A 24,436-nucleotide genomic window follows, 5' to 3' on the forward strand; every position below is an offset into this window, starting at 1 on the left:
CCGCCCGGCCCCTTCCGGCCCGGGCGGGCGCAAACGCGACAGTAGGGTGAGCACCCATGAGCAACGACGACACCGCCGAGCTGGAGGACGATGGCTTCGTCCCGGCCTTTTCCGAGGCGCCTTTCGGCGCTCTGCTCGGCTCGGTCGCGGCGGCGATGTCGGCGGTGGGCACCGCCAGCATCGGCGCGCTGATGCTGCTGATCGTGGCCGACGTGATCGGGCGCAACTTTCTGGATGCGCCGATCACCGGCGTGTCCGAGATCGCCGCCCGCGCCGTCGTCGCCATCGTCTTTCTGCAAGTGCCCGCCGCGATCCTGCAAAAGCGCCTGACCCGCGCCGATTTCCTGGTGCGCCGGCTTGAAAAGGCCAGCCCCCGCGCGGTGGCGGGGATCGAGGCGCTTTTCTGCCTCGCGGGCGCGATTGTCTTCGCTTTGATCCTCTGGGCCTCGTGGCCGAAGCTGGCCGACGCCTGGGCCAGCGCCGAATTCTTCGGCGTGCAGGGCGTCTGGACCATTCCCACCTGGCCGTTCCGGGGCATCACCGTGCTGGGGGCGGCCGTCGCCGCGCTGGCGGCACTCTACCGCGCCCGTGAAGAGATCGGCAGCCTGAGAGGACAGCCATGACCACGCTCGCCATCGGCTTCCTTCTGATCGGCGTGCTGATCGCCCTGGTGCTGCTGGGCATGCAGATCGCCTATGCGCTTTTCGGCGTGGCCTTCGTCGGCATCTGGATCATCCGCGACAACATGGGTCTTGCCTTCCGGATGCTCGAGCTGACCGCCTATTCCGGGATCGCCGATTATCTTTTCGCCACCATTCCGCTTTTCGTGCTGATGGGGCTCTTGGTCAGCGTGTCCAACGTCGGGCGCGACACGTTCGAGGTCGCCGAGGAGCTGCTGCGCCGGATGATCTGCGGTCTGGGGGTCGCCACGGTGGCCGCCAACACGATCTTTGCCGCCGTGACCGGCGTCTCCATCGCCTCGGCGGCGGTCTTTACCCGCGTGGCGGTGCCCGAGATGACCCGGCACGGCTATCGCCCGGCCTTTTCGGCCGGAACGGTGGCGGGGTCGTCGGTGCTGGGGATGCTGATCCCGCCGTCGCTTTTGCTGATCATCTACGGCGTGCTGGCCGAGGTGTCGATCGGCGGCATGTTCATCGCGGGCGTCATTCCGGGGCTGATGCTGGCCACGGGCTTTGTCGCCATGCTGATCGGCATCACGGTGGTTGCGCCCGGTTTTGTGCTGCAGGACCCCGAGGCCGTCCGCTCGCGCCGGGTGGATGCGGATTTCACGCCGATGCCCTTGCGCACGATGCTGGCCAAACTGGTGCCCATCGTCGCGCTGGTGATCCTCGTTCTGGGCGGGCTTTACACCGGGTTCTTCACCCCGACCGAGGCGGGCGGCATCGGCGCCTTTGGCGCGCTGCTGGTGGCGCTGTCGCGGCGCAGCCTGGATGCGCGCACGCTCTGGCATGTGATGAAGCAGACTGGGGTCATTTCGGTGTCGATCCTGCTGCTGCTGATCGCGGCCTCGTTCTATTCGCGGATGCTGGCCATCGCGGGGCTGCCCAACGCCATCGCCGGGCTGGTGACCGGATCGGGCTTTGGGCCGCTGGGGTTCCTGTTCTTCTATGCCGCGATCATCCTGCTGATGGGAATGATCCTCGACAGCACCTCGATCCTTCTGATCATGGTGCCCATCGCCGCCCCCATCGCCCAGGGCATGGGGATCGACCTGATGCATTTCGGGATCGTCACGGTGATCGCCGTCGAGATCGGGCTGCTGACGCCACCTTTCGGGATCTCGGTCTTTACGGTGCACAACACGCTCAACGATCCATCGGTGTCGGTCGAACAGATCTTCGCCGCGACGCTGCCCTTCATCGCGGTGATGCTGGCGGTGCTGGTGATCGTGGCGCTGGTGCCGGCCACGGCGACGCTCTTTCTCTAAGAGCGCCGCTGCCGCGTCAGCCGGTCTTGCGCGCCAGCACGGCGGTGGCTTCGATCTCGACCAGCGCGCGGTCCTCGACCAGCGCGGCCACCACGACCATCGTCATCGCCGGGAAATGCCGTCCCAGCACGCGGCGGTAGACCTGGCCCACCTCGCGCTGACGGGCGAGGTATTCGCGCTTGTCGGTCACGTACCAGGTCAGGCGGACGATGTCCTCGACCGTGCCGCCGGCCTTTTCAACGACCGTGCGGATATTGGTCAGCGCCTGTTCCATCTGGCCGATGAAATCGTCCGAGCGGAACACCTGGTCCGCGTCCCAGCCGATCTGGCCACCGACGTAAAGCGTGCCGTCCGCCGCCAGGATGCCGTTGGCATAGCCCTTGGCCGGGGCCCAACCGTCGGGCTGGATGGTGTCATGCGTCATTGTCGTTCTCCAAACAGGCGTTGATCTTTTCCCTGACCTCTGCGGGCCATGCGGTTGGTCTGCCGTCGCGGTCGACCATGACTAGGGTGGATGTGGTCTCGAACCGGGTTTCCTCGCCGCAAAGCGCAGTCAGGCGCAGGCCCAGCGACGTGCGTCCCAGCCGCGTGACCCGCAGGCCGATCGTCAGCTCGTCGCCCAGCCGGCTGGGGGCGGTAAAGCGGGTCGAGATCTCGGCCGTGGGCACCGCGCCTTCGCTGTGCAGCGCCGCGAAGGGCAGGTTCAGGCGTTCTTCGAAGAAGGCCTCGACGCAATCGTTCATCATCTCGAAATAGCGCGGATAAAAGACGATCCCCGCCGGGTCGCAATGCTTGAACATGATCTTCTGCGGGCAGGAATAGGCCACGATCAGACCCCCAGATACCGGTCGGTCAGATCGGGGGTGAGCGCGGCAAAGTCGCCCGACCAGACCGATGTGCCCTTTTCGAGGATGACCGCCTTGTCTGCGACCTTGCCCAGCTCTTTGAGCGACTTGTCCACGACGATGATCGCCATGCCGGTTTCGGCCTTGAGCCTTGCGATGGCGGCCCAGATTTCCTGCCGCACCACGGGGGCCAGCCCCTCGGTCGCCTCGTCCAGCACCAGAAGGCGGGGATTGGTCATCAGCGCGCGCCCGATGGCCAGCATCTGCTGCTCGCCCCCCGAGAGCGTCCCCGATTTCTGGTCGCGGCGTTCCTTCAGCCGGGGAAAGAGCGCCGCCACCGCCGCGAAATCCCAATCGCCCGGGCGCGCCGCGGCGATGAGGTTTTCATGCACCGTCAGGTCGGCAAAGCAGCGCCGCCCCTCGGGCACCAGCCCGATCCCGGCGCGCGCGGCCTTGTGCGCGGGCCAGTCGGCCATGTCCTGCCCGCCAAAGACAACCGATCCGCCGCGGTTCCTGAGCATCCGGCAGATGATCTTGACGGTGGTGCTCTTGCCCATCCCGTTGCGCCCCATCAGGGCCACGACCTCGCCGTCGTCGATATCCAGGTGCACGTCGAAAAGCGCCTGCGACTGGCCGTAGAAGGCCGAGATATGCGCCAGTTTCAGCAGGCTCATGCGGCGTCCTCCTCGCCCAGATAGGCGCGGCGCACCTCTGGATTGGCGCGGATCTCGTCGGCGTTGCCGGTGGCGACGATCTCACCGTAGACCAGCACGCTGATCCGGTCGGCCAGCGCAAAGACCGCGTCCATGTCGTGTTCCACCAGCAGGATCGGGGCCTTGTGGCGCAGCCCGTCCAGAAAACCGATCAGCCGCTGCGAGCCTTCCGCGCCCAGCCCGGCCATCGGTTCGTCCATCAGAAAGGCCTTGGGTTCCAGCGTCAGTGCGACCGCCACCTCAAGCTGGCGGCGCTGCCCGTGCGAGAGATCGGCGGTGCGGAAGGTGCTGAAGTCTTCCAGCCCGACCTGTTCCAGCGCGTGCTGCGCCGAGGCCAGCAGCGCCTTGTCCTTCATTACTGGTGTGAAAAAGCGGAAGATGTCGCCGCGATGGCCCAGAGCGCCCAGAACCGCGTTCTGCAGCACGGTATAGTCCATCGCCAGCGACGAGATCTGGAAGGTCCGCCCCATCCCCAGCCGCGCCCGCGCGGCGGTGGACATATGGGTCACGTCGCGGCCGTTGAAATGCACGCTGCCGCTGTCGGGGCTCAGCCCGCCCGCGATCTGCTTGATCAGCGTGGATTTGCCCGCGCCGTTGGGGCCGATCAGGGCGTGGATCTCGCCCGGGTGCAGATCGAGCGTGATGTCGTTGCTGGCCTTGAGGCCGCCGAAGCTTTTGGTGATGCCGCGCACCGACAGGATGGGATCAGTCATGCGCGACCTCCCGCCCGGCCAGCAGCCCGAAAAGCCCGCCGCGCGCGAACAGCACGACGCCCAGCAGGATCGCCCCCAGATAGATGTGCCAATAGTCGCTAAGGCCCCCCAGCACATGTTCCAGCAGGATGAAGAGTGCCGCCCCCGCGACCGGGCCAAAGACGCGCCCCACACCGCCGAGTATAACGAAGATCATGATCTCGCCCGAGGTGTGCCAACTGAGCATGGTCGGGCTGACAAAGCGGTTGAGATCGGCGAAAAGCGCCCCCGCCAGCCCGGTGATCGCGCCCGAAATCACAAAGGCGGTCAGGTAGAGCCGATAGGGCACATGCCCCACCGCCTGCACCCGCTCTTCGTTCTGCCGTGCGGCGCGCAGCATCAGCCCGAAGGGTGAATGCGCGGCCCGGTGCACCCCCAGCAGAACGATCGCCAGCAGGCCGTAGCAGATGGCGAAATACTGGATCGGGTCCATCGTGTTGAGCCCGGGGAAGTTGTTCCTGACATAGATCGACAGCCCGTCCTCGCCGCCATAGGCGGGCCAGGAGATGGCGAAGTAATAGACCATCTGCGCGAAGGCCAGCGTGATCATGATGAAATAGACGCCCGTGGTGCGCAGCGACAGCGCGCCGATGGCCAGCGCCACCAGGGCGCTGACGACGACCGCGACCAGCCAGATCACCGGCATCGAATTCGTCCCCTCGATGACGAAAAGCCCGTCGAAGAGCGGCGTGTAGGTCTGGGCGTGATAGGCCAGGATGCCCATCGCATAGCCGCCCAGGCCAAAGAATACCGCGTGGCCAAAGCTGACCAGCCCGCCAAAGCCCAGGGCAAAGTTCAGCCCGACGCCCGCGATGGCGAAGATCACCGCGCGGGTGGCGAGGGTGATCAGGAACGGCTCGTCCATCGCCCACGCCGCGAGCGGAAAGCCCAGCAGCACGGCCATCAGGATGGCGTTGAGAAGGGTCTCTCGTCTCATCTCAGGCGTCTCCGAAAAGGCCCTTGGGCCGGAACAGCAGCACCCCGGCCATCAGGATGTAGATCGACATCGAGGCCAGCGACGAACCCACCGATGTGGCCTGCGCGGGATCGAGGAAGAGCGAAAAGAACGAGGGCAGCAGAAAGCGCCCCAGAGTGTCGGTGAGCCCGACCAGCAGCGCGCCGACGAAGGCACCCTTGATCGACCCGATCCCGCCGATGACGATCACCACGAAGGCCAGGATCAGCACCGGCTCGCCCATGCCGACCTGCACCGATTGGATCGCCCCGATCAGCGCGCCCGCCAGCCCCGCCAGCGCAGCCCCCAAAGCGAAGACCAGCGTGTAAAGCCGCGAGATATCCACGCCAAGGGCCCCGATCATCTCGCGGTCGTTTTCGCCCGCGCGGATGCGGATGCCGAGCCGCGTCCGGGCGATCATCAGGAAAAGCCCCACCGCGACCACCAGCCCGATCCCGATCAGCGTCAGGCGGTAAAGCGAATATTCCACGCCGAAGGGCAGCAGGACCGTGCCCGACAGATAGTCCGGCGTGTCGAGGAACAGCGGGAACGATCCGAAGACCCAGCGCGTGCCCTCCGAGAAGATCAGGATCAGCGCGAAGGTCGCCAGCACCTGGTCGAGGTGATCGCGGTCGTAGAGCCTGCGGATCACGGTCACCTCGATCAGCACCCCCGCGACCGCCGCCGCCGCAAGGCTCGCGGCCAGCGCCAGCAGGAACGATCCCGTAGCCGCCGCCGTCACCGCCGCAAAGAACGCGCCGATCATGTAAAGCGAGCCATGCGCGAGGTTGATCAGCCCCATCACCCCGAAGATCAGGGTCAGGCCCGCCGCCATCAGAAACAGCATCACGCCGAACTGCAGCCCGTTGAGCGTTTGTTCCGCCAGTAGGATCAAGGACATGTCACCCCGCCAATCGCGTTGTCCTGCCCCGCGGCGTCGCGCGGGGCAGGGACCGTGCTTTGCTTACATCCCGCACTCGCCGACATAGGCGTTGCTGTGATCCTCGAGCGCGGTGGCGACGATCTTGTTGGTAAAGACGTCGCCCTCCTGGATCACTTCACGGATGTAGTAATCCTGGATCGGATGGTTGTTCGACGCGAAGGCGAAATCGCCGCGGGTCGAGGCGAAATCGGCTGCCTTGAGCGCCGCGCGGAACGCGTCCGCGTCAGAGATATCGGCGCTTTCCATGGCCGAGATCATCAGGTTCGCCGTGTCGAAGCCCTGGCTGGCGTAGAGCGAGGGCAGTCGGCCATACTTGGCCTGGAAGGTCTCGACAAAGGCCACGTTCGCGGCGTTGTCCAGATCCTTGGACCATTGCGAGGTGTTGCGAACGCCAAGCGCGGCTTCGCCCACCGCCTGCAGGATGCCCTGGTCAAAGCTGAACGCCGGGCCCACGACCGGCAGGTCGAGCCCGCTGTCGGCATATTGCTTCATGAAGGAAATCCCCATCCCGCCGGGCAGGAAGAAGAACACGCTGTCCGCCCCCGAGGCCCGGATTTGCGCGATCTCGCTGGCATAGTCGGTCTGGCCGAGCTTGGTATAAAGCTCGCCCGCCAGCTCGCCTTCGTAGAAGCGCTTGTAGCCGGTCAGCGCGTCCTGGCCCGCCGGATAGTTGGGCGCGAGGATGAAGCTGTTCTTAAGCCCCGCCGAATTGGCATAGGCGCCTGCGGCCTCGTGCAGGTTGTCGTTCTGCCAGGCCACGTTGAAGTAGTTCGGGTTGCAGCCGCGCCCTGCGAGTGCGGACGGCCCGGCGTTGGGCGAGAGGTAGAACTTGCCCTGCGCCACAGCACCAGGGATCACCGCCATCGCCAGGTTCGACCAGATGATCCCGGTCAGCACGTCGACCTTGTCGGATTGAATCATCTTGTCGGCCAGCTGCACCGCCACGTCGGGCTTGCGCTGGTCGTCCTCGATCACGACCTCGATGTCGTCACGGCCCGATTGCTCGACCGCCAGCATGAAGCCGTCGCGCACGTCGATGCCCAGACCGGCGCCGCCGCCCGAGAGCGTGGTGATCATGCCGACCTTGACGCCTTCGGCCTGTGCGGCCGTGGCAAGCAGGGCGGCCATGGCCCCCATAAACAGACTTTTCACTTTCATTTTATCCTCCTGTTGGATGTCTTTTGTTCGGAACGCCTTGTCCTTTGGCGTTTTAACGGGGCGTTCGGTCTCTCTATAACAAAGGTTTCGCCTTTGGCTCATCCTTTGGATGCCGCGCCGTGTGGGTTGAGTCTGGTGCCCCGGGCATCGCTAGCCCTCCCGCTCGCGCAGCACAAAGCGCTGGATCTTGCCCGTGGCCGTCTTGGGCAGGCTTTGGTGAAAACGAACCGAACGGGGGTATTTGTAAGGCGCGATCGCCGCCTTGACGTGGTCCTGAAGCGCCTTGATCGTCGCGTCCGAGGCCGCCACCCCCGCCGCCAGAACCACATGCGCCTCGACGATGGTTCCCCGCTCTTCGTCAGGGGCACCCACCACGGCGCATTCCGCGACGGCCTCATGGGCCAGCAGCGCGGCCTCGACCTCGGGGCCCGCGATGTTATAGCCCGCCGACACGATCATCTCGTCGTTGCGCGCGGCAAAGTGGAAATAGCCGTCCTCGTCCATCACGAAACTGTCGCCGGTGATGTTCCAGCCGTTCTGGACATAGCTCCTCTGCCGGTCGTCGTTGAGATAACGGCAGCCCGTCGGCCCGCGCACCGCAAGGCGGCCGATCTCGCCGCGCGGCACCTCGTTGCCTTGATCGTTCATGACTTTGGCCTCGTAGCCGCCGACCGGTTTGCCGGTGCAGGCGGGGCGGTGGTCGTCGAAACGGTTCGAGATGAAGATGTGCAAAAGCTCGGTCGCGCCGATGCCGTCGAGCATCGGCTTGCCGGTCTTGGCCTGCCATTCGTCATAGACCGGGGCGGGCAGGGTTTCGCCCGCCGAGACGGCGGCGCGCAGGCTGGACAGATCGGCGCCTTCGTCCATCGCCCGCAGCATCACGCGATAGGCGGTGGGGGCGGTGAAACAGACGGTGGCGCGGTACTTCTCGATGATCTCGATCAGGTTGGGCGGCGAGGCGTTCTCCAGCAGCGTCGCCGTCGCGCCGAAGCGCAAGGGGAAGACCGCCAGCCCGCCCAGCCCGAAGGTAAAGGCCAGCGGCGGCGAGCCGACGAAGACATCGTCCGGCGTGACCCCCAGCACCTCGCGCGCATAGCCGTCGGCGATGATCAGCAGATCGCGGTGGAAATGCATCGTGGCCTTGGGCTCGCCCGTGGTGCCCGAGGTGAAGCCCAGCAGCGCCACGTCGTCGCGGCCGGTCTGGACCGCCTCGAAATGCACCGGCTTTTGCAGCGCCAGCCGGTCAAGCTCGGCATCGTGGTTCGAGGTGCCGTCGAAGCCCACCACGGTCTTGAGAAACCCGCTGTCCTTGGCGCAAAGCGTCATCTCGTCCATCAGCCGCGTGTCGCAGAGCGCATGGCTGATCTCGGCCTTGTCGACGATCTTGGTCAGCTCGGCGGCGCGCAGCATCGGCATGGTGTTGACCGCGACACCCCCCGCCTTGGTCACGGCCAGCCAGCAGGCCACCATCGCCGGGTTGTTGGCCGAGCGGATCAGCACGCGGTTGCCGGGCTTCACGCCCAGATCCTCGACCAGCGCGCGGGCCAGCCGGTTGGTCCAGTCGGTCAGCTCTTTATAGGTGCGCTGGCGGCCGTTGCCGATCAGCGCCACGTTGTCGCCAAAGCCGCGCGCGACCTGTGCGTCGGTAAGCTCGACCGCGGCGTTGAGGTATTCGGGATAGTCGAAGCCCTGAAGCAGGAAGTCGGGCCATTGATCCGCGGGCGGCAGCCCGTCGCGGGTGAAGGTATCGCTATGCGCTGTCGGACCCAGCATCGTCATCCTCCCTGATAATGGCTCATGGCCTGGCGGGCGATCACCACGCGCTGCACGTCGGACGCGCCCTCGTAGATGCGCAGGGCCCTGATGTCGCGGTAGAGCCTTTCGACCGTCTCGCCAGATTTCACACCGTCCCCACCGTGCAGCTGCACCGCCTTGTCGATGACCCGCTGGGCGTGGTCGGTGGCGAACAGCTTGGCCATCGCCGCCTCGCGGGTGACGCGCGGCGCGCCCATGTCCTTGGTCCAGGCGGCGCGGTAGACCAGCAGCGCCGCCGCATCGACGTCAAGCGCCATGTCGGCGATATGCCCCTGCACCATCTGCAGATCGAAAAGCGGCGCGCCCTGAACCTGGCGGCTGCCGACCCGCCCCAGCGCCTCGTCCAGCGCGCGGCGGGCAAAGCCGAGCGCGGCCGCCGCCACGGTCGAACGGAAGACATCCAGGACCGACATGGCGATCTTGAAGCCCTCGCCGGGGTTGCCGATCATGGCGCTTGCGGGGATCCGGCAATCGGTGAAGCGCAGCCGCGCCAGCGGGTGCGGGGCGATGGTATCCAGCCGTTCGGCGACCTCGAACCCCGGCAGGCCGGCGGGCAGGACGAAGGCCGACAGGCCTTTGGCCCCCGGCGCGTCACCGGTGCGCGCGAAAAGCGTGTAGACATCGGCGATGCCGCCGTTCGAGATCCAGGTCTTTTCGCCGTTCAGCACAAAGTGATCGCCATCACGCACTGCCGTCATGGTGGAATTGGCCACGTCCGAGCCCGATTGCGGCTCGGTCAGGGCGAAGGCCGAAATCGCCTGGCCCGAGCGGGTCAGCGGCAGCCATTGGGCCTGCTGTTCGGCGCTGCCGAACAGCGAGATCGCCCCGGTCCCAAGCCCCTGCATCGCAAAGGCGAAATCCGCCAGCCCGTCGTGCCGCGCCAGCGTTTCGCGGATCAGGCAGAGGCTGCGCACGTCCAGCCCCGCGCCGCCCTCGGGATCGACGGCGGAATGGGTCAGGAACCCGGCCTCGCCCAGAAGGGTCACAAGCTGGCGGCAGGCCGCATCGGTGTCGGAATGGTCGACCGCGCTCAGGTGGTCTGTCGCCCAGCCTTCCAGCGCCTCGGCCAGATCGCGGTGGCGCGCCTCGAAGAACGGCCAGTAAAGAAAGCTCTTGTCCGCCATCAGTCGCCCCCGAACACCGGTTTTTCCTTGGCCACGAAGGCGCGGTAGGCGCGTTCGAAATCGCGGGTCTGCATGCAGATCGCCTGGGCCTGCGCCTCGGCCTCGATCGCCTGATCGAGCCCCATGTTCCATTCCTGATTGAGCTGCGTCTTGGTGATGCCATGCGCAAAGGTCGGCCCGGCGGCCAGCCGGGCGGCCAGCGCGCGGGCCTCGTCCTCCAGCCGGTCGGCGGGGTGGAGCGCGTTCCAGAAGCCCCAGGCCGCGCCTTCCTCGGCACTGAACGACCGCCCGGTATACAGCAGCTCGGCCGCGCGCCCCTGTCCGATGATGCGCGGTAGCATCGCGCAGGCGCCCATGTCGCAGCCCGCAAGGCCCACCCGGGTGAAGAGAAAGGCGCATTTCGCCTGCGCCGTGGCCAGCCGCAGGTCCGAGGCCATGGCGATGATCGCGCCCGCGCCCACGCAAATCCCGTCGACCGCCGCGATAATCGGCTTGCCGCAGCCGATCATCGCCTTGACCAGATCGCCGGTCATCCGGGTGAAGGCCAGCAGCTCTTTCATGTCCATGCCGACCAGCGGGCCGATGATGTCGTGCACATCCCCGCCCGAGCAGAAATTCCCGCCGTTCGAGGCAAAGACGACCACCTTGATGTCCTCGGCATAGACCAGCGCGCGGAAGGTGTCGCGCAGCTCGGCGTAGCTGTCGAAGGTCAGCGGGTTCTTGCGCTCGGGACGGTTGAGGCGGATCGTGGCGATGCCGTCCCGGCTCTCCCACTGAAAATGTTGCGGCGCGAAATCGCTAGCGATGGTCATCCTGGGCCCTTTCGGCAATTCGGATCAGATCGCGCAGCTGGGTCAGTTCGTCGTGGCCCAGATTGGCGAAGATCCTGTTCACTTCCTGCTCATGCGCGGCCGAGATCTCGCGGAACCAGTCGCGCCCCGAGGGGGTAAGTTCGACCAGCACGACCCGCTTGTCGGATTCGCGGGACACCCGGTGCACCTTGCCTTCCTGTTCCAGCCGGTCGACCACGTTGGTGGCGTTGCCGTTCGACACCAGCAGCATCCGGCTCAGCTCGCTCATCTTCATCGGTTCGTCCTGCCGGTAGAGCGCGGCGGCGACGTCGAAGCGGGGCAGGGTGGTGTCAAAGTTCACCCGCAGGAAATCGCGCAGGCGGCTTTCGGTGCTGCGGGTCAGGCGCAAAAGGCGCAGCCAGGTGCGCAGACGCCGCAGGCTGAGCTCTTCCTGCGCCATCAGATCTCTCCTCCGGCGATGGGGATGGCCTGACCGTTGATCCCCTCCGACCCCGGCCCGCAAAGCCAGAGCGCGGCGGCGGCGACCTCGTCGGGCCGGATCAGGCGTTTCTGCGGATTGTGCCGGGTCAGCGACGCGCGGGCCTTGTCGGCGTCCATGCCGGTCTTGTCGACGATGTTGGCAATGGACCGCTCGGTCATCTCGGTGTCGAGAAACCCGGGGCAGAGCGCGTTGGCGGTGATGTCGCGCTGGGCGACCTCTTGGGCGATGGCGCGGATCAGGCCGACCGCGCCGTGCTTGGCGGCGGTGTAGGGCGCGACATAGGCATAGCCTTTCAGCCCGGCGGTCGAGGCGACGCCGATCAGCCGCCCCCAGCCCTGCATTTGCCGCAGCCCTGCGCGCAGCGTCAGGAAGGTGCCGGTCAGGTTGACGGCGATCATGCGCTCCCACGCCTCCAGCGTGGTCTTGCCCAAAGGCGCGCTTTCCGACGCGCCGGCATTGGCGATCACGATATCGACCGGCCCGGCGGCTTCGAAGAGGGCGGCGACCGATGTCTCGTCGGTGACGTCGGCGGGGATTGCGCGGATCGCATCGGACGTGGCCGCGACCTTTTCCAGAGGCTCGGCGCGGCGACCCGAGACGATCACCGATGCGCCCGCGCCCGCGAACGCGGTGGCCAGCGCCGCGCCGACGCCGGTGCCGCCCCCTGTGATCAGAACCTGGCGCCCCTTCAAGGTCATACCCGGATCGCCTCTTGCTGCCGTTCGCGCAGGCGGTAGGCCTGATCGCGGCCCGCAAGGTAGGGGTCGGGCCATTTGACCTGGGTGTCGCCCAGCTCGACTGCGGCGTGGAGCGTCCAGTAGGGATCGGCCAGATGCGGGCGGGCGAGGCACACCAGATCGGCGCGCCCGGCCAGCAGGATCGAGTTCACATGGTCGGGCTCGTAAATGTTGCCGACGGCCATCGTCGGCATCCCCAGCTCGTTGCGGATGCGGTTGGCGAAGGGGGTCTGGAACATCCGGCCGTAGACGGGCCGCGCCTCGACACTGGTTTGCCCGGCCGAGACGTCGATGATATCGGCGCCCGCGTCGCGGAACATGCGCGCGATGTCGACCGCGTCCTGCGGTGTCACGCCGTCGTCGTCCAGCCAGTCGTTGGCGCTGATGCGGACGGCCAGGGGTTTGCCGGCGGGCCAGGCGGCGCGCATCGCCGCGAAAACCTCGAGCGGATAGCGCATCCGGTTCTCCAGGCTGCCGCCGTATTCGTCCTCGCGCCGGTTCGACACCGGCGTGATGAAGGACGAGATCAGATAGCCGTGTGCGGCGTGCAGCTCGACCATGTCGAAGCCCGCTCGCGCGGCCATTTCCGTGGCCGCCACGAACTGATCGCGGACCGCGTCCATATCGGCGCGGGTCATGGCGCGGGGCGTGGCGTTGCGATCCGACCACGGGACCGCCGAGGCCGACATCAGACCCCAGTTGCCGTCCTTCAAAGGCGCGTCCATCTCTTCCCAGCCCAGCTGGGTCGAGCCCTTGCGGCCCGAATGGCCGATCTGCGAGCAGATTTTCGCATCGCTTTCGGCATGGACGAAATCGACGATCCGCCGCCAGGCGGACTCGTGTTCCGGCGCATAGAGACCCGGACAGCCCGGCGTGATCCGGCCCTCGGGGCTGACGCAGGTCATCTCGGTATAGACCAGCCCCGCGCCGCCCTTGGCGCGCTCGCCCAGATGCACCAGGTGCCAGTCGGTGGGGCAGCCGTCGACCGCCTTGTACTGCGCCATCGGCGACACGACGATGCGGTTCTTCAGGGTCAGGGACCCCAGCTTGTAAGGCGCGAACATTGGCGTGCGGATCGGCGCGTCGGCGGGCACGCCCGCCTGGGTCTGGAACCAGCGCTCGGCGCTTTCCAGCCATTCGGGGTCGCGCAGGCGCAGGTTCTCATGCGAGATGCGCTGCGAGCGGGTCAGCAGGTTGTAGTTGAACTGCACCGGGTCCTGGTCGAGATAGCGCTCGACCTCTTCGAACCATTCCAGCGAATTGCGCGCCGCCGATTGCAGCCGCAGCACCTCCAGCCGCCGTTCCTGCTGATAGCGGGCAAAGGCCTGCTCCAGCGTCGGTTCGCTGTGCAGGAAATCGGCCAGCGCGATGGCGCTGTCGAAGGCCAGCCGCGTGCCCGACCCGATGGAAAAATGCCCGGTCGCCGCGGCGTCGCCCATCAGCACGACATTCTCGTGATACCACCTGTCGCAGATCACCCGGGGGAAGTTCATCCACACCGCCGAGCCGCGCAGATGCGTGGCGTTCGACATAAGGTCATGCCCGCCCAGGTATTTCTCGAATATCTTCCGGCAGGTCTCGACCGTTTCTTCCTTGGTCATATGCTCGAAGCCCCAGGCGTCCCATGTGGGCTGCAGGCATTCGACGATGAAAGTCGCGGTGTTGTCGTCGAACTGGTAAACATGCGCCCAAAGCCAGCCGTGTTCGGTCTTTTCGAAGATGAAGGTGAAGGCGTCGTCGAATTTCTGATGCGTGCCGAGCCAGATGAACTTGCACAGGCGCGTGTCGATGTCGGGCTTGAATACGTCCTCGTATTCGCGGCGCACCGCGGAATTGATCCCGTCGGCGGCAACGACCACATCGTATTCCTTGCGATATTCCTCGGCGCTCTTGAATTCGGTCTCAAAGCGCATCTCGACCCCAAGCTCGCGCGCGCGCTCCTGCAGCAGGATCAGCATCTGCTTGCGCCCGATCCCGGCAAAGCCATGCCCGCCTGATACCGTGCGCACGCCGTTATGCTCGACCGCGATGTCGTCCCAATAGGCAAAGTGATCGCGGATGGCCTGCGTGCTTTGCGGGTCGTTCTTTTCCATCCGCCCCAGCGCGTCGTCCGACAGCACGACGCCCCAGCCGAAAGTGTCGTTGGCCTTGTTGCGCTCCAGCACCGTGACCTTGTGCGAGGGATCGCGCAGTTTCATGCTGATCGCGAAATAGAGGCCGGCCGGTCCTCCGCCCAGGCAAAGCACGTTCATCGCTGTCTCTCCGACTGATTCTGCCGCGCAATGCGGGCTGTCCGGGTCGATCATACCTTTCGGGCTTAAAATTTCAAAGTTGAAATTTTAAGTTTGAAGTTAATGGCGGTGACTTCAGGGGAGCTTATTGTTGACTCGAAAATATTAAGTACGTACTTAAATGAAATGGTCCGCATCGCAATCGACATCGGAGGGACATTCACGGACATGGTCGCCGAGACCGCGGACCGGCTGGCCTCGGTCAAGGTGCTGACCAGCTCGCACAGCCCCGAGACCGCGGCGCTCGACGGGGTGGGGCGGCTGCTGGACGCGATGAAAATCCCGCTCTCGCAGGTGTCGAGCGTCGTGCACGGCACCACGCTGGCCACCAATGCGCTGATCGAACGGCGCGGGGCCAAGACCGCCTTTGTCACCACCGCAGGGTTCCGCGACGTGCTGGAAATGCGCTACGAAAAGCGCTTCGACCAATACGCGCTCGATCTTGAGATGCCCGAACCGCTGGTGCCGCGCCCGCTGCGGCTGGGCCTGAGCGAACGCATCCTGGCGGACGGGTCGGTCTTGCAGGCCCCGCAGGACGACGAGATCGACGCGCTGGCGGTCCAGCTGCAAGACGCCGGGGCCGAGGCCGTGGCCATCGGGTTTCTGCACGCCTATCGCAACCCTTCGCACGAACGCCATGTGGCCGAGAGGTTGCGGGCGCGGCTGGACGAGGCGGTCACCATCTGCCTCAGCTCCGAGGTCGCGGGCGAGATCCGAGAGTATGAACGTTTTTCCACGGTCTGCGCCAACGCCTATGTCCGCCCGCTGATGACCCGCTACGTGGGCCGGCTGCTGGACGGGCTGCGGGCCAAGGGCTTTGACGGCGCGTTCCTGATGATGCTCTCGGACGGGGCGCTGACGACGGTCGATCAGGCCACCCGCTTTCCCATCCGCCTGGTCGAGGGCGGGCCTGCGGGCGGCGTGGCGCTGGCCGCGCATGTGGCACGCGAGGTCGGGTCGGAGCGGACTTTGTCGATAGACATCGGCGGCACCACCGCCAAGATCTGTTTCATCGAGAACGGCATCCCCAAGACCAGCCGCCGCTTCGAGGTCGCCCGCGCCTGGCGCGACACCAAGGGCAGCGGGCTGCCGGTGAAGGTACCCACGGTCGAATTGGTCGAGATCGGCGCGGGTGGCGGGTCGATCGCGCAGATTGACACGCTGGGGCGGCTCAAGGTCGGGCCGCGCAGCGCCGGGTCCGACCCCGGCCCGGCGGCTTACGGTCGCGGCGGCGACGCGCCCACGGTCACCGACGCGCATCTGGCGGTCGGCAACCTTGCGGCGCGCAACTTCGCGGGCGGCATCATTCAGCTTGCGCCCGAGCGTGCAGGCGAGGTCATCGCGCGCGACATCCAGACGCCTCTGGGCCTCGACGACCCAGCGCCCGCCGCCGCCGGGATTATCGAACTGGCCGACGAGACCATGGCCAACGCCGCGCGCGTGCACGGGGTCGAGCTGGGGCTCGACGTGGCGCGCTTCGACATTCTGGTGTCTGGCGGGGGTGGCGGGCTGCATGGTGCGCGGATCGCCGAAAAGCTGGGCATCCGCCGGATCATCGTGCCGGACAATGCCGGGGTGGGCTCTGCCGTGGGTTTCCTGCGCTCGCCGGTGGCGTTCGAAAAGGCGCTGTCGGTGGTCGAAATCCTGGGCGACATCGACCGGGCGGCGCTGGCCGCGCGCATCGCTTCGGCAGTGGACGAGGTCACGCAGGTGGTGGCCGAGGCCGTGCCGGAGCACAAGATCGCGCAAACCGTCCGGGCCGAGCTGCGCTACAAGGGCCAGGGGCTCGACGTGCCGCTGACCTTGGACGCAGAGAGCGCCATGGACGAGGCGCTGGCCGGGCTCGAGGACCGCTTCGAGGCGCGCTATCGCGACCTCGTCGGCTTTACCCTGCCGGATATCCCGGTCGAGCTTGTGTCGATCAGTGTCACCGCGCGCGAGGACCGCGATCAGACAACCGCCACGCCCGCGGCGCCATCGCCTGAAAGCCCCGACACCGGCACCCGTCCGATCTACGATCTCAACGCCCGCGCTCGGCTGGACTACCACGAGATCCGGCGCGACGCGCTGGGGTGCGGCGCGACCCAAGGTCCTGCCGTCGTGCCCGAGGCGCAGACCACGACGCTGGTCCGCCCGGGCTGGACCCTGCGGCGTCTGCCCCAGGGCCATCTGCTGATGGAGCGCGAGGACGCATGAGCGACGCTTTCGATATCGTGGCGCAGAACGTGCTCTGGAACCGGCTGATCTCGGTCTGCGAGGAACAGGCCAACGCGCTGATGCGCGCGGCCTTCGGCGCCATCGTGCGCGAGGCGGGCGACCTGTCTGCCGGGGTCTTCAACGCCGACGGGCTGATGCTGGCGCAGGCGGTGACGGGGACGCCGGGGCACGTGAACACCATGGCGGCCTCGGTGCGCGCCATGCTCGACCGGGTGCCCGCCGAGACGCTGCAACCGGGCGACGCGCTGGTCACCAACGACCCCTGGCTGGGCGCGGGGCATATCTTCGACTTCGTCGTCGTGACGCCTGCCTTTATCGACGGCCGGATCGTGGGCTACCTCGCCTCGACCAGCCATATCGTCGACATCGGCGGGCGCGGATGGTCGGCCGAGGCCGCATCGGTCTTCGAAGAGGGCGTGACCTTCCCGGTGATGCATCTGCGGCGCGGGCAGAGGCTCAACGAGGACATGCTTGCCATCGTCGCCGCCAATTCCCGCGTCCCCGAAGAGGCGCGGGGCGATATCCTGTCGCTTTTGACCTGCAACGACACCGGCGTGACGCGTCTGCGCGATCTTATGGGCGAATACGCGCTTGAGGACCTGAGCGGTATCTCGCGCTTTATCTTCGAGCGCTCCGCCGAAGGCACGCGCCGGGCGCTCGAACGCGCGCCGAAAGGGACCTTTCGCAACCGGATGACGCTGGATGGCTACGACGCGCCGATCGAGCTTTGCGCCCAGATGGTGATCGGCGACGGGCGGATCGACGTGGATCTTGCCGGGTCGTCGCCGGTGGTGGCGCGCGGGATCAACTGCCCGCTGAACTATGCCGCCGCCTATGCCGCCTTCGGCATCCGCGCGCTGCTGACGCCGGAGGTGCCCAACAACCAGGCCTCTCTGGATGCTATTTCCGTGACCGCCCCGCCGGGTCTGGTGGTCAGCGCCGAACGGCCCAGCCCGGTCACCGCGCGGCATGTGATCGGGCAGGCCTTGCCCGACCTCATGCTCGGCTGTCTGGAACAGGCGCTGCCGGGCGAGGTGCTGGCGGAAAGCTCGGGCGCGCTCTGGACGCTGTCGCTGTCGGGCGCGGGGCCCACGGAATTCGCGTCGCTGAACGTGGCGCTGGGGGGCATGGGCGCGCGGCCCGGCGCGGACGGGCTGTCGACCACGGCCTTTCCTTCGGGCGTGGGCGCGGTGCCGGTCGAGGCGGCAGAGGTCGCCGCCCCGCTGATTTATCATTCCAAGGAATTCGCCGCCGATACCGGCGGGGCCGGGCAGTATCGCGGCGGGCTCGGCCAGCGGATCGAGATCGGCTCGCGCATCGGCGAGGACCTGTCGCTTTCGGCCGCCGCGTTCGAGCGGCTTTCCACCGGCCCTGCGGGCCGCGACGGCGGGCAGGACGGGGCCAGGGGCGAGGTCACCATCACCGATGGCACGCGGATCGCCGACAAGGGCCTCTATCGCATTCCGGCCGGCGAGCGGCTGATTTTGCAGACACCGGGCGGCGGCGGCTTTGGCGATCCGGCCCGGCGCGACCCAAAGGCGCTGGCGCGCGACGTCGAACATGGCATGGTCTCGAACGAGGCCGCAGAAACGATTTATCAACCCATAACCCACGGGAGGAAGACATCATGACATTCACCAGGACGATTTTCGCGGCGGGAACCGCGCTCGCGCTCAGCGGCGGCGTCGCCTCGGCCCAGACGCAATGGGTTCTCAGCACCGCCTGGGGCGCCAACAATTTCCATGTGGAAAGCGCCGTGGCCTTCGCCGACGCCGTGCGCGAGGCGACCGACGGGTCGGTCGACATCACCGTGCACCCGTCGGGCGAGCTTGGCGTGGGCGCGACCGAAAAGCTGTCGTCGGTCGAAAACGGCATCATCCAGATGGCCGACATGCTGCTGTTCCTGCAGGCGGGCGAGGCGCCGTTCCTGGGCATCGACACGCTGCCCTATCTGATCCAGGGCCAGGACGAGATGAAGACCTGGCTTGACGTGGCGGGGCCGACCTATGACGCGATCTTTGCCGAGCATAATCAGAAGGTGCTCTATTACGTGCCCTGGCCGTCGCCGGGCATCTACACCAGGCAGGCCGTGGTCAGCGCCGACGACATCGCCGGGCAGCGCATCCGCGCCTTCAACGCCACCTCGTTCGAATTCCTCGAACGGCTGGGGGCCGCACCGGTGGAACTGCCCTTCGGAGAGCTGGCCGCCGCCGTCGCCGCCGGCACGGTGGACGGGGCCGCGACCTCGACCTCGACGGGCGCGAATTCCAAGCTTTACCAGTTCACCGACCACTTCAACCCGCTCAACTGGTCGATGTCGCCCGACGCGGTGACCGTCAACCTCGACGCCTGGAACGCGCTGACCGACGAGGAACGCGCGACCATCGAGGCGCTGGCCGACGAGATGGAGGCAGAGTTCTGGGCCGTCTCGGCCGCCGAGGATCAGGCGAAAACCGCGATCCTGGTGGAAAACGGCATGACCGTGTCCACCGCCGACGACAGCCTCACGGCCAAGATGGCCGAGGCGGGAAAGGCGATGTGGGCGGATTTCTTCGCCAAGGTCCCCGAGGCAGAGGCCGTCGTCGACGCCTATGCCGCCGAGGTCGGAAAGTAAGGCACAGGGCCGCCGGGCATAACTCCGGCGGCCCGTCCAAGACATGGAAACGCTCCTGTCCCCCATAGACCGGCTGTCCCGCCTTGCTGAGAGCGCCGCCGTGGCGCTGATCTTTGGCTATTGCGGGCTGATGCTGGTCGAGGTGGCCGCACGGTCGCAGGCGCAGAGCCTGTCCTTCACCTGGGAGTTCAGCCAATACGCCATGGCGGCGATCTTTGCCCTTGCGGCGGGCCCGGCCATGCGAACGGGCGTGCATGTGCGCATCACGCTGGTCACCGAACGGCTGCCGGGGGTGGCGCGCAAATGGCTCGATGTGTCGGCGAATGCCGTGGCCCTGGCGATCGTCGCACTGATTGTGGCGGCGATGTGGACCAAGGTCGCCACCTCGTTTGAGCGTAATATCCTTGCCACCAGCGTGACCAAGACGCCGCTCTGGATCCCGCAGGCGCTGGTGCTGTGGGGCATGATCCAGCTTTGGCTCGACCTTCTGGCCCGCGCCTTGCGCCGCGCCACGGGGCGCGCGCCGGAATTCCGCGGCGCGGATGCGGAGCCCGACGATGTTTGAGATTTCGGCCGTGGCCATCCTTCTGTTCGTCGGGCTGCTGGCCGGGTCGGTCTGGATCGGCCTGTCGCTCTTTGCGACGGGCTACATCCTGTTGTCGGTCTTCAAGCCCAACATCCCGATGGACATCTTTTCCAGCGGCGTGATCTGGGGTGCGATGATCCCGTCGCCGCTGCTGTCGCTGCCGCTTTTCATCCTGATGAGCGAGATCCTGGTGGCCGCCGGTCTGGGCCGGTCGCTCTTTTCCGGGCTGGCGCCCTGGGTCGGGCGGCTGCCGGGCGGGCTGTTGCATGTGAACGTGGTGGGCTCGACGCTCTTTGCTGCGGTCTCGGGGTCGTCGGCGGCGACGACGGCCATCGTCGGCAAGGTCAGCCTGCCCGAATTGCAGGCGCGCGGCTATGACCGGCGGCTGGCCATGGGGTCGCTCGCAGGGGCGGGCACACTGGGCTTTCTGATCCCGCCGTCGATCATCATGATCATCTACGGCGTGGTGGCCGAGCAATCGATCCTCGAGCTTTTCATCGCCGGGGTGATCCCGGGGCTGGCGCTGGCCGGGATCTACATGGCCTATATCGCGGTGCATCAGACGCTGAGCGGCACGCAGCCCAAGCCCGATCCCCCCAGCTGGGCCGAGCGTTTGCAAGGCCTGCGCGACATCGGCCCCGTTGCTGGGCTGATTGTGGCCATCATGGGCGCGCTTTATACCGGCATCGCCAGTGTCACCGAGTTGGCGGCCATCGGGGTTCTGGGCGCTGTCGTCATCGCCGTGCTGATGGGCCGTTTCAGCCTCACCGCCATGATCCGGGCCGGGCGGCGGGCAGTGCGAACCTCGGCGATGATCGGGTTGATCATCATCGGTGCGGCGCTCTTGAATTCAGCGTTCAGCTTTCTGGGCATCCCCAAGGCCATCGCCGCGCAGATCGCGGGGCTTGGCCTTGCGCCCTTCGCGCTGATCCTGGTGCTCTTGGCGTTCTACGCGCTGCTCGGCATGTTCCTTGATGGGACCTCGATCATCGTCATGACGCTGCCGATCACGCTGCCGCTGGTGACTGCGGCGGGTTACGATCCGCTGTGGTTCGGCATCTTCGTCGTGGTCGCCGTGGAAATCAGCCAGATCACACCGCCCATCGGCTTCAACCTCTTCGTGATCCAGTCGCAGACGGGCGAGGGGATCGGCGCCATCGCCCGCGCGGCGCTGCCGTTCTTCGTGCTGCTGCTGGTCTTCGCTGTGCTGCTGGCGCTCTTTCCGGGGCTGGCGCTGTGGCTGCCGGGGACGCTGCAATGACGCCGCTTTATGCGCAGCTTGCCGACCGGCTTCTGGCCCGGATCGCGTCTGGCGAGCTGAAGATCGGCGACCGACTGCCGCCCGAGGCGGAATACGCCGCCGAGCTGGGCGTCAGCCGCTCGACCCTGCGGCTGGCCTTTGCCGAGCTCGAGAAGGCGGGCGTCCTCAGGCGGCGCAAGCGGGCCGGGACCGAGATCGTCGCGACCGCCCCGCAGCGCCAGTTCCGCATGGCCACGCAAAGCATCGACGAGCTGCTGAGCCTCGGGCGCGACACCGAATTCGCCATTCTGGGCACCCGCAGCGTGCCCACAGACAGCGTGCAGGCACTGGCCGGGCTGACCAGCGAAACGGGGTACTGGCTGGAAATCAGCGCGGTGCGCCGGCTGCGCGACGAAAAGGTGCCCTTCAGCGCGAACCGCGTCTACGTGCCGGCCCGCTTCGCCGGGATAGAGGCGCTGATCGGGCGGGCGGAAACCTCGGTCTTTCAGCTGATCGAAGAGGCCTTCGGCATCGGCGTGGGCCGCGTCCGGCAATCGGTGGGTGCGGTGGCCTGTTCGGCCAGGGATTCGGAGATCCTGGGCATTCCCGAGGGCGCGCCGGCGCTGTGCATCGACGCGAAACTCTTTGCCGATGACGGCACGCTGATCGAAGTGTCGGTGGCCACCTTCGACCCGGCCCGGTTCCACGTCGAAACCGACGTCAAGATCCGCTGACGCGGGTGGGCCCGTCCGCCGCTTCGCGCATCGAGATTCGCGGCTGCAGGATCGTGTGTTCCGCGTTCCTAACGCAGCGCGGGTCGACCGCCAGTGGCCCTCTCTTTCGTCGGCAACATCGGCGGATCGGTGTGCTGGCAGACTTCCTGTGGCCGCACCGGATGGTGCAGGCCGGTTACTCGGGGGCCTCGGTGTCGATGCCAAGCCGGCGGCGGCGGTGAAGTGTCTCGCCCTGGCCGGGGGCGTCTTGGTGGTCCCGCACCGCCGTGTCGCGGGGCGCGAACGACCGGGGTGGCTGGACGGTCGGAAATCCCGATGCGTGCCAGCCTTTCTTCGTGGAAGATGGACGGGTTCCACTTGGTCGGCGCGGCCGTCTTCGAATGGCGCCTGCCGGGTCTTCTGCAGGCGACCAAATTCCTTACAAAGGAATTTGCAAATTTCTTTGTAAGAAATTTGGTGCGCGGTGAATGGCTGTCCGGCGCCAAGGGGCCTGCGGTGTGCACCTATGCGCGCCTCGACATGGCATCGCTCGGTTGGCGTTTGGCGCAGCGGACCGCCGGTACTGGACACCGGGTCGTTCCTTCCAACTGTCTTATGCCGCCGCGTCGGGATGCGAGCCGCTCGGGGCAGCGCGCAGTAACAAAAGCAATCCCGGCTGCGTTTTCGGCTCGACCGCTTCGGTCGCTTGGCATGGGTCGCCGCAGGCGCCTGGCCTCTGCCGCTCGTGAACCGCTGATTGCCGGACACCGCGCTCGAGGTCGCGCTCCATGGCAAACCGCGCCCGGCCCGTGTACTGGAATAGGAGGCCTGCGATCCGCAAGGCCCCGAAACCCGTAGCGACACAATCACGGAGCCCGCCTTATGACCCTTCCCCCCACGATGCGCGCCATGGTCACGATGGGCCTTGGCGACATGGACCAGCTGGTCCTCAAAGAAGACTGGCCGCGTCCCGATCCGGCGCCGGGCGAGGTGCTGATCCGGGTGGGGGCCTGCGGGCTGAACAACACCGATGTGAACACCCGAACGGGCTGGTATTCCAGCGCCGTAAGCGAGGCCACGACCGGCGGCCCCTACGACAGCGAGGCGGACGAGGAGCCCTCCTGGGGCGGCGCGCCGATCCAGTTCCCGCGCATCCAGGGCGCGGATGTCTGCGGGCGCATCGTCGCCGTGGGCGAGGGTGTCGATCCGGCCCGCATCGGTGAGCGGGTGATTGTCGACAACTGGCTGCGCGACCCCGAGGATCTGACCGACAAGACCAAGACCGGCTATTTCGGATCGGAGCGGGACGGCGGCTTTGCCGAATACAGCACTGTCCCGGCGCGCAACGCGCTGGCGATCGAGAGCCCGCTGTCGGATGCTGAATTGGCGACGTTCTCGTGTTCCTATTCCACCGCCGAAGGCATGCTGGCGCGCGCGGGCGTGACAGCGTCCGATACCGTTCTCATCCCCGGCGCGTCGGGCGGCGTCGGCGGCGCGCTGGTGCAGCTGGCCAGACGGCGCGGAGCGCGTGTGATCGCCATGGCCTCCGAGGCGAAACATGCCGACGTGCGGGCGCTGGGCCCCGACCGCGTCCTGCCGCGCGCGCCGGACGACCTGCGTGCGGCGCTGGGGGATGAAAAAATCACCGTTGTCGCCGATGTGGTCGGCGGGCCCTATTGGCCGACATTGATCGACATCCTCGAACGCGGCGGGCGCTACACCTGTTCGGGCGCCATCGCGGGGCCGATCGTGGCGCTCGATCTGCGCACCCTCTACCTGCGCGATCTGACCTTCACCGGCTCGACCGTGATCGATCCCGAGGTCATGCCCAATCTGGTGAAGTACATCGAGGCAGGCGAGATCAGGCCGGCGCTGGCCGCGACCTATCCGCTGGAAGAGCTGCACGCGGCGCAAGCCGCCTTCATCGCCAAGCGGCACACCGGCAATATCGTCGTCTGCCCGTGACGCACGCCCGCTTCGGCCCCGGCAAGACAGCGCTGGCCTGTGCGGGCTGCCTCCACGTCCGGGCCACGCGCCGCCATCGTCAGAGTCTCGGCTTGCCGATGAAGCTCGATGCGCTGGCCTGTTCGCGCGGCATCGGCAGGATCAGCCGAACGCGTGTGCGGGTCAGCGCAAGACAGCGCTTGCGCGTCCGCCGGCGGCTGCGCCTGGATGAAGGGCGCGTGGCTTTGGGGTGCGGCGAAGGCGGGCAGGTGGCCTCGCCCCGCACGATCCCGCAGGTTAGTCAGATCGTCGACACCCTCGAATGCGGCCCCGAGCGTGCCGGCGCGCTGGGTGAACTTCTGATCCAGCACCGCGGCGACGGCGATCAGCCATTCAAGCCCCTTGGCGGCGTGCGCGAAGCAGATCAGCCTTCCGGGTCGCGATGGCGGTGCCACTCCATGGTGGGATGCCAAAGGGCCTAGCCCGGAAAGACCTGCGCCTCGGTCTCGAGCCGCGCCAGATCGTCAAACGTCATGAGGGCGCGGCCA

Annotated in this window: 23 protein-coding genes; 10 read left to right on the plus strand and 13 right to left on the minus strand. The window is 66.8% G+C overall.

The genetic code is table 11. The features are described from left to right. Positions 1-56: 56 nt before the first annotated feature. Positions 57-623: a TRAP transporter small permease gene (locus RXV88_RS14755; RefSeq protein ID WP_316294191.1), complete on the plus strand. Its 567-nt coding sequence runs from the start codon at positions 57-59 to the stop codon at positions 621-623. Continuing rightward, positions 620-1,948, plus strand: coding sequence for a TRAP transporter large permease subunit (locus RXV88_RS14760; RefSeq protein WP_316294193.1), 1,329 nt, complete (start codon positions 620-622; stop codon positions 1,946-1,948). Before RXV88_RS14755 ends, RXV88_RS14760 begins: the two co-directional genes overlap by 4 nt. Before the next feature lie 16 nt (positions 1,949-1,964). Here the strand turns inward: RXV88_RS14760 and RXV88_RS14765 are convergent, their stop codons facing one another. From RXV88_RS14765 to RXV88_RS14825, 13 genes are all read right to left on the minus strand, one after another. Further along, positions 1,965-2,372, minus strand: a complete 408-nt coding sequence (locus RXV88_RS14765) for a RidA family protein (RefSeq protein ID WP_316294195.1) — start codon at positions 2,370-2,372, stop codon at positions 1,965-1,967. Beyond that, positions 2,362-2,775 (minus strand): thioesterase family protein, encoded by a 414-nt coding sequence (locus RXV88_RS14770; protein WP_316294196.1) that lies wholly within the window; start codon positions 2,773-2,775, stop codon positions 2,362-2,364. The genes RXV88_RS14765 and RXV88_RS14770 overlap by 11 nt, the downstream gene beginning before the upstream one ends. Before the next feature lie 2 nt (positions 2,776-2,777). Next, positions 2,778-3,467, minus strand: a complete 690-nt coding sequence (locus RXV88_RS14775; RefSeq protein ID WP_316294197.1) for an ABC transporter ATP-binding protein — start codon at positions 3,465-3,467, stop codon at positions 2,778-2,780. Beyond that, positions 3,464-4,219, minus strand: a complete 756-nt coding sequence (locus RXV88_RS14780; protein ID WP_316294198.1) for an ABC transporter ATP-binding protein — start codon at positions 4,217-4,219, stop codon at positions 3,464-3,466. Before RXV88_RS14780 ends, RXV88_RS14775 begins: the two co-directional genes overlap by 4 nt. Then, positions 4,212-5,195 (minus strand): branched-chain amino acid ABC transporter permease, encoded by a 984-nt coding sequence (locus tag RXV88_RS14785; RefSeq protein WP_316294200.1) that lies wholly within the window; start codon positions 5,193-5,195, stop codon positions 4,212-4,214. The genes RXV88_RS14780 and RXV88_RS14785 overlap by 8 nt, the downstream gene beginning before the upstream one ends. 1 nt (position 5,196) lies before the next feature. Further along, positions 5,197-6,114, minus strand: coding sequence for a branched-chain amino acid ABC transporter permease (locus RXV88_RS14790; RefSeq protein WP_316294203.1), 918 nt, complete (start codon positions 6,112-6,114; stop codon positions 5,197-5,199). Positions 6,115-6,177: 63 nt separating this feature from the next. Beyond that, positions 6,178-7,314 (minus strand): ABC transporter substrate-binding protein, encoded by a 1,137-nt coding sequence (locus tag RXV88_RS14795; RefSeq protein WP_316294205.1) that lies wholly within the window; start codon positions 7,312-7,314, stop codon positions 6,178-6,180. Positions 7,315-7,464: 150 nt separating this feature from the next. After that, positions 7,465-9,087: an AMP-binding protein gene (locus RXV88_RS14800; RefSeq protein WP_316294208.1), complete on the minus strand. Its 1,623-nt coding sequence runs from the start codon at positions 9,085-9,087 to the stop codon at positions 7,465-7,467. Between the two features lie 2 nt (positions 9,088-9,089). Continuing rightward, the gene (locus tag RXV88_RS14805; protein ID WP_316294211.1) at positions 9,090-10,253 is read right to left on the minus strand and encodes an acyl-CoA dehydrogenase family protein; all 1,164 of its coding nucleotides are present in this window, start codon (positions 10,251-10,253) and stop codon (positions 9,090-9,092) included. Then, positions 10,253-11,065, minus strand: a complete 813-nt coding sequence (locus RXV88_RS14810) for an enoyl-CoA hydratase family protein (RefSeq protein WP_316294213.1) — start codon at positions 11,063-11,065, stop codon at positions 10,253-10,255. The genes RXV88_RS14805 and RXV88_RS14810 overlap by 1 nt, the downstream gene beginning before the upstream one ends. Beyond that, the gene (locus tag RXV88_RS14815; protein WP_316294215.1) at positions 11,052-11,504 is read right to left on the minus strand and encodes a MarR family transcriptional regulator; all 453 of its coding nucleotides are present in this window, start codon (positions 11,502-11,504) and stop codon (positions 11,052-11,054) included. The genes RXV88_RS14810 and RXV88_RS14815 overlap by 14 nt, the downstream gene beginning before the upstream one ends. Next, complete coding sequence (locus RXV88_RS14820; RefSeq protein WP_316294217.1) at positions 11,504-12,244, minus strand: SDR family NAD(P)-dependent oxidoreductase; 741 nt, start codon at positions 12,242-12,244, stop codon at positions 11,504-11,506. The genes RXV88_RS14815 and RXV88_RS14820 overlap by 1 nt, the downstream gene beginning before the upstream one ends. Continuing rightward, positions 12,241-14,535, minus strand: a complete 2,295-nt coding sequence (locus RXV88_RS14825) for a bifunctional salicylyl-CoA 5-hydroxylase/oxidoreductase (protein WP_316294220.1) — start codon at positions 14,533-14,535, stop codon at positions 12,241-12,243. Before RXV88_RS14825 ends, RXV88_RS14820 begins: the two co-directional genes overlap by 4 nt. A 165-nt stretch (positions 14,536-14,700) precedes the next feature. On the opposite strand from RXV88_RS14825, the gene RXV88_RS14830 reads away from it, so the two are divergent. The 8 genes from RXV88_RS14830 to RXV88_RS14865 all read left to right on the plus strand — a co-directional run bounded on the left by RXV88_RS14830 (position 14,701) and on the right by RXV88_RS14865 (position 24,370). Then, positions 14,701-16,770: a hydantoinase/oxoprolinase family protein gene (locus tag RXV88_RS14830; RefSeq protein WP_316294222.1), complete on the plus strand. Its 2,070-nt coding sequence runs from the start codon at positions 14,701-14,703 to the stop codon at positions 16,768-16,770. Continuing rightward, positions 16,767-18,422: a hydantoinase B/oxoprolinase family protein gene (locus tag RXV88_RS14835; RefSeq protein WP_316294224.1), complete on the plus strand. Its 1,656-nt coding sequence runs from the start codon at positions 16,767-16,769 to the stop codon at positions 18,420-18,422. Before RXV88_RS14830 ends, RXV88_RS14835 begins: the two co-directional genes overlap by 4 nt. Beyond that, on the plus strand, positions 18,419-19,405 hold the full coding sequence (locus tag RXV88_RS14840) for a TRAP transporter substrate-binding protein (RefSeq protein ID WP_316294227.1): 987 nt from the start codon (positions 18,419-18,421) through the stop codon (positions 19,403-19,405). The genes RXV88_RS14835 and RXV88_RS14840 overlap by 4 nt, the downstream gene beginning before the upstream one ends. Before the next feature lie 43 nt (positions 19,406-19,448). Next, positions 19,449-19,970: a TRAP transporter small permease gene (locus RXV88_RS14845; RefSeq protein WP_316294230.1), complete on the plus strand. Its 522-nt coding sequence runs from the start codon at positions 19,449-19,451 to the stop codon at positions 19,968-19,970. Continuing rightward, on the plus strand, positions 19,963-21,252 hold the full coding sequence (locus RXV88_RS14850) for a TRAP transporter large permease subunit (RefSeq protein ID WP_316294233.1): 1,290 nt from the start codon (positions 19,963-19,965) through the stop codon (positions 21,250-21,252). The genes RXV88_RS14845 and RXV88_RS14850 overlap by 8 nt, the downstream gene beginning before the upstream one ends. Beyond that, entirely contained in the window at positions 21,249-21,965 is a 717-nt protein-coding gene (locus tag RXV88_RS14855; protein ID WP_316294236.1) for a GntR family transcriptional regulator, read from the plus strand. The genes RXV88_RS14850 and RXV88_RS14855 overlap by 4 nt, the downstream gene beginning before the upstream one ends. An 861-nt stretch (positions 21,966-22,826) precedes the next feature. After that, on the plus strand, positions 22,827-23,909 hold the full coding sequence (locus RXV88_RS14860; RefSeq protein ID WP_316294238.1) for an alcohol dehydrogenase family protein: 1,083 nt from the start codon (positions 22,827-22,829) through the stop codon (positions 23,907-23,909). Continuing rightward, on the plus strand, positions 23,906-24,370 hold the full coding sequence (locus RXV88_RS14865) for a hypothetical protein (RefSeq protein ID WP_316294241.1): 465 nt from the start codon (positions 23,906-23,908) through the stop codon (positions 24,368-24,370). Before RXV88_RS14860 ends, RXV88_RS14865 begins: the two co-directional genes overlap by 4 nt. The last annotated feature ends 66 nt before the right edge of the window (positions 24,371-24,436 follow it).

The organism is Aestuariicoccus sp. MJ-SS9 (genome assembly GCF_032586235.1).
In the GTDB taxonomy this organism is placed as follows: Bacteria; Pseudomonadota; Alphaproteobacteria; order Rhodobacterales; family Rhodobacteraceae; genus Aestuariicoccus.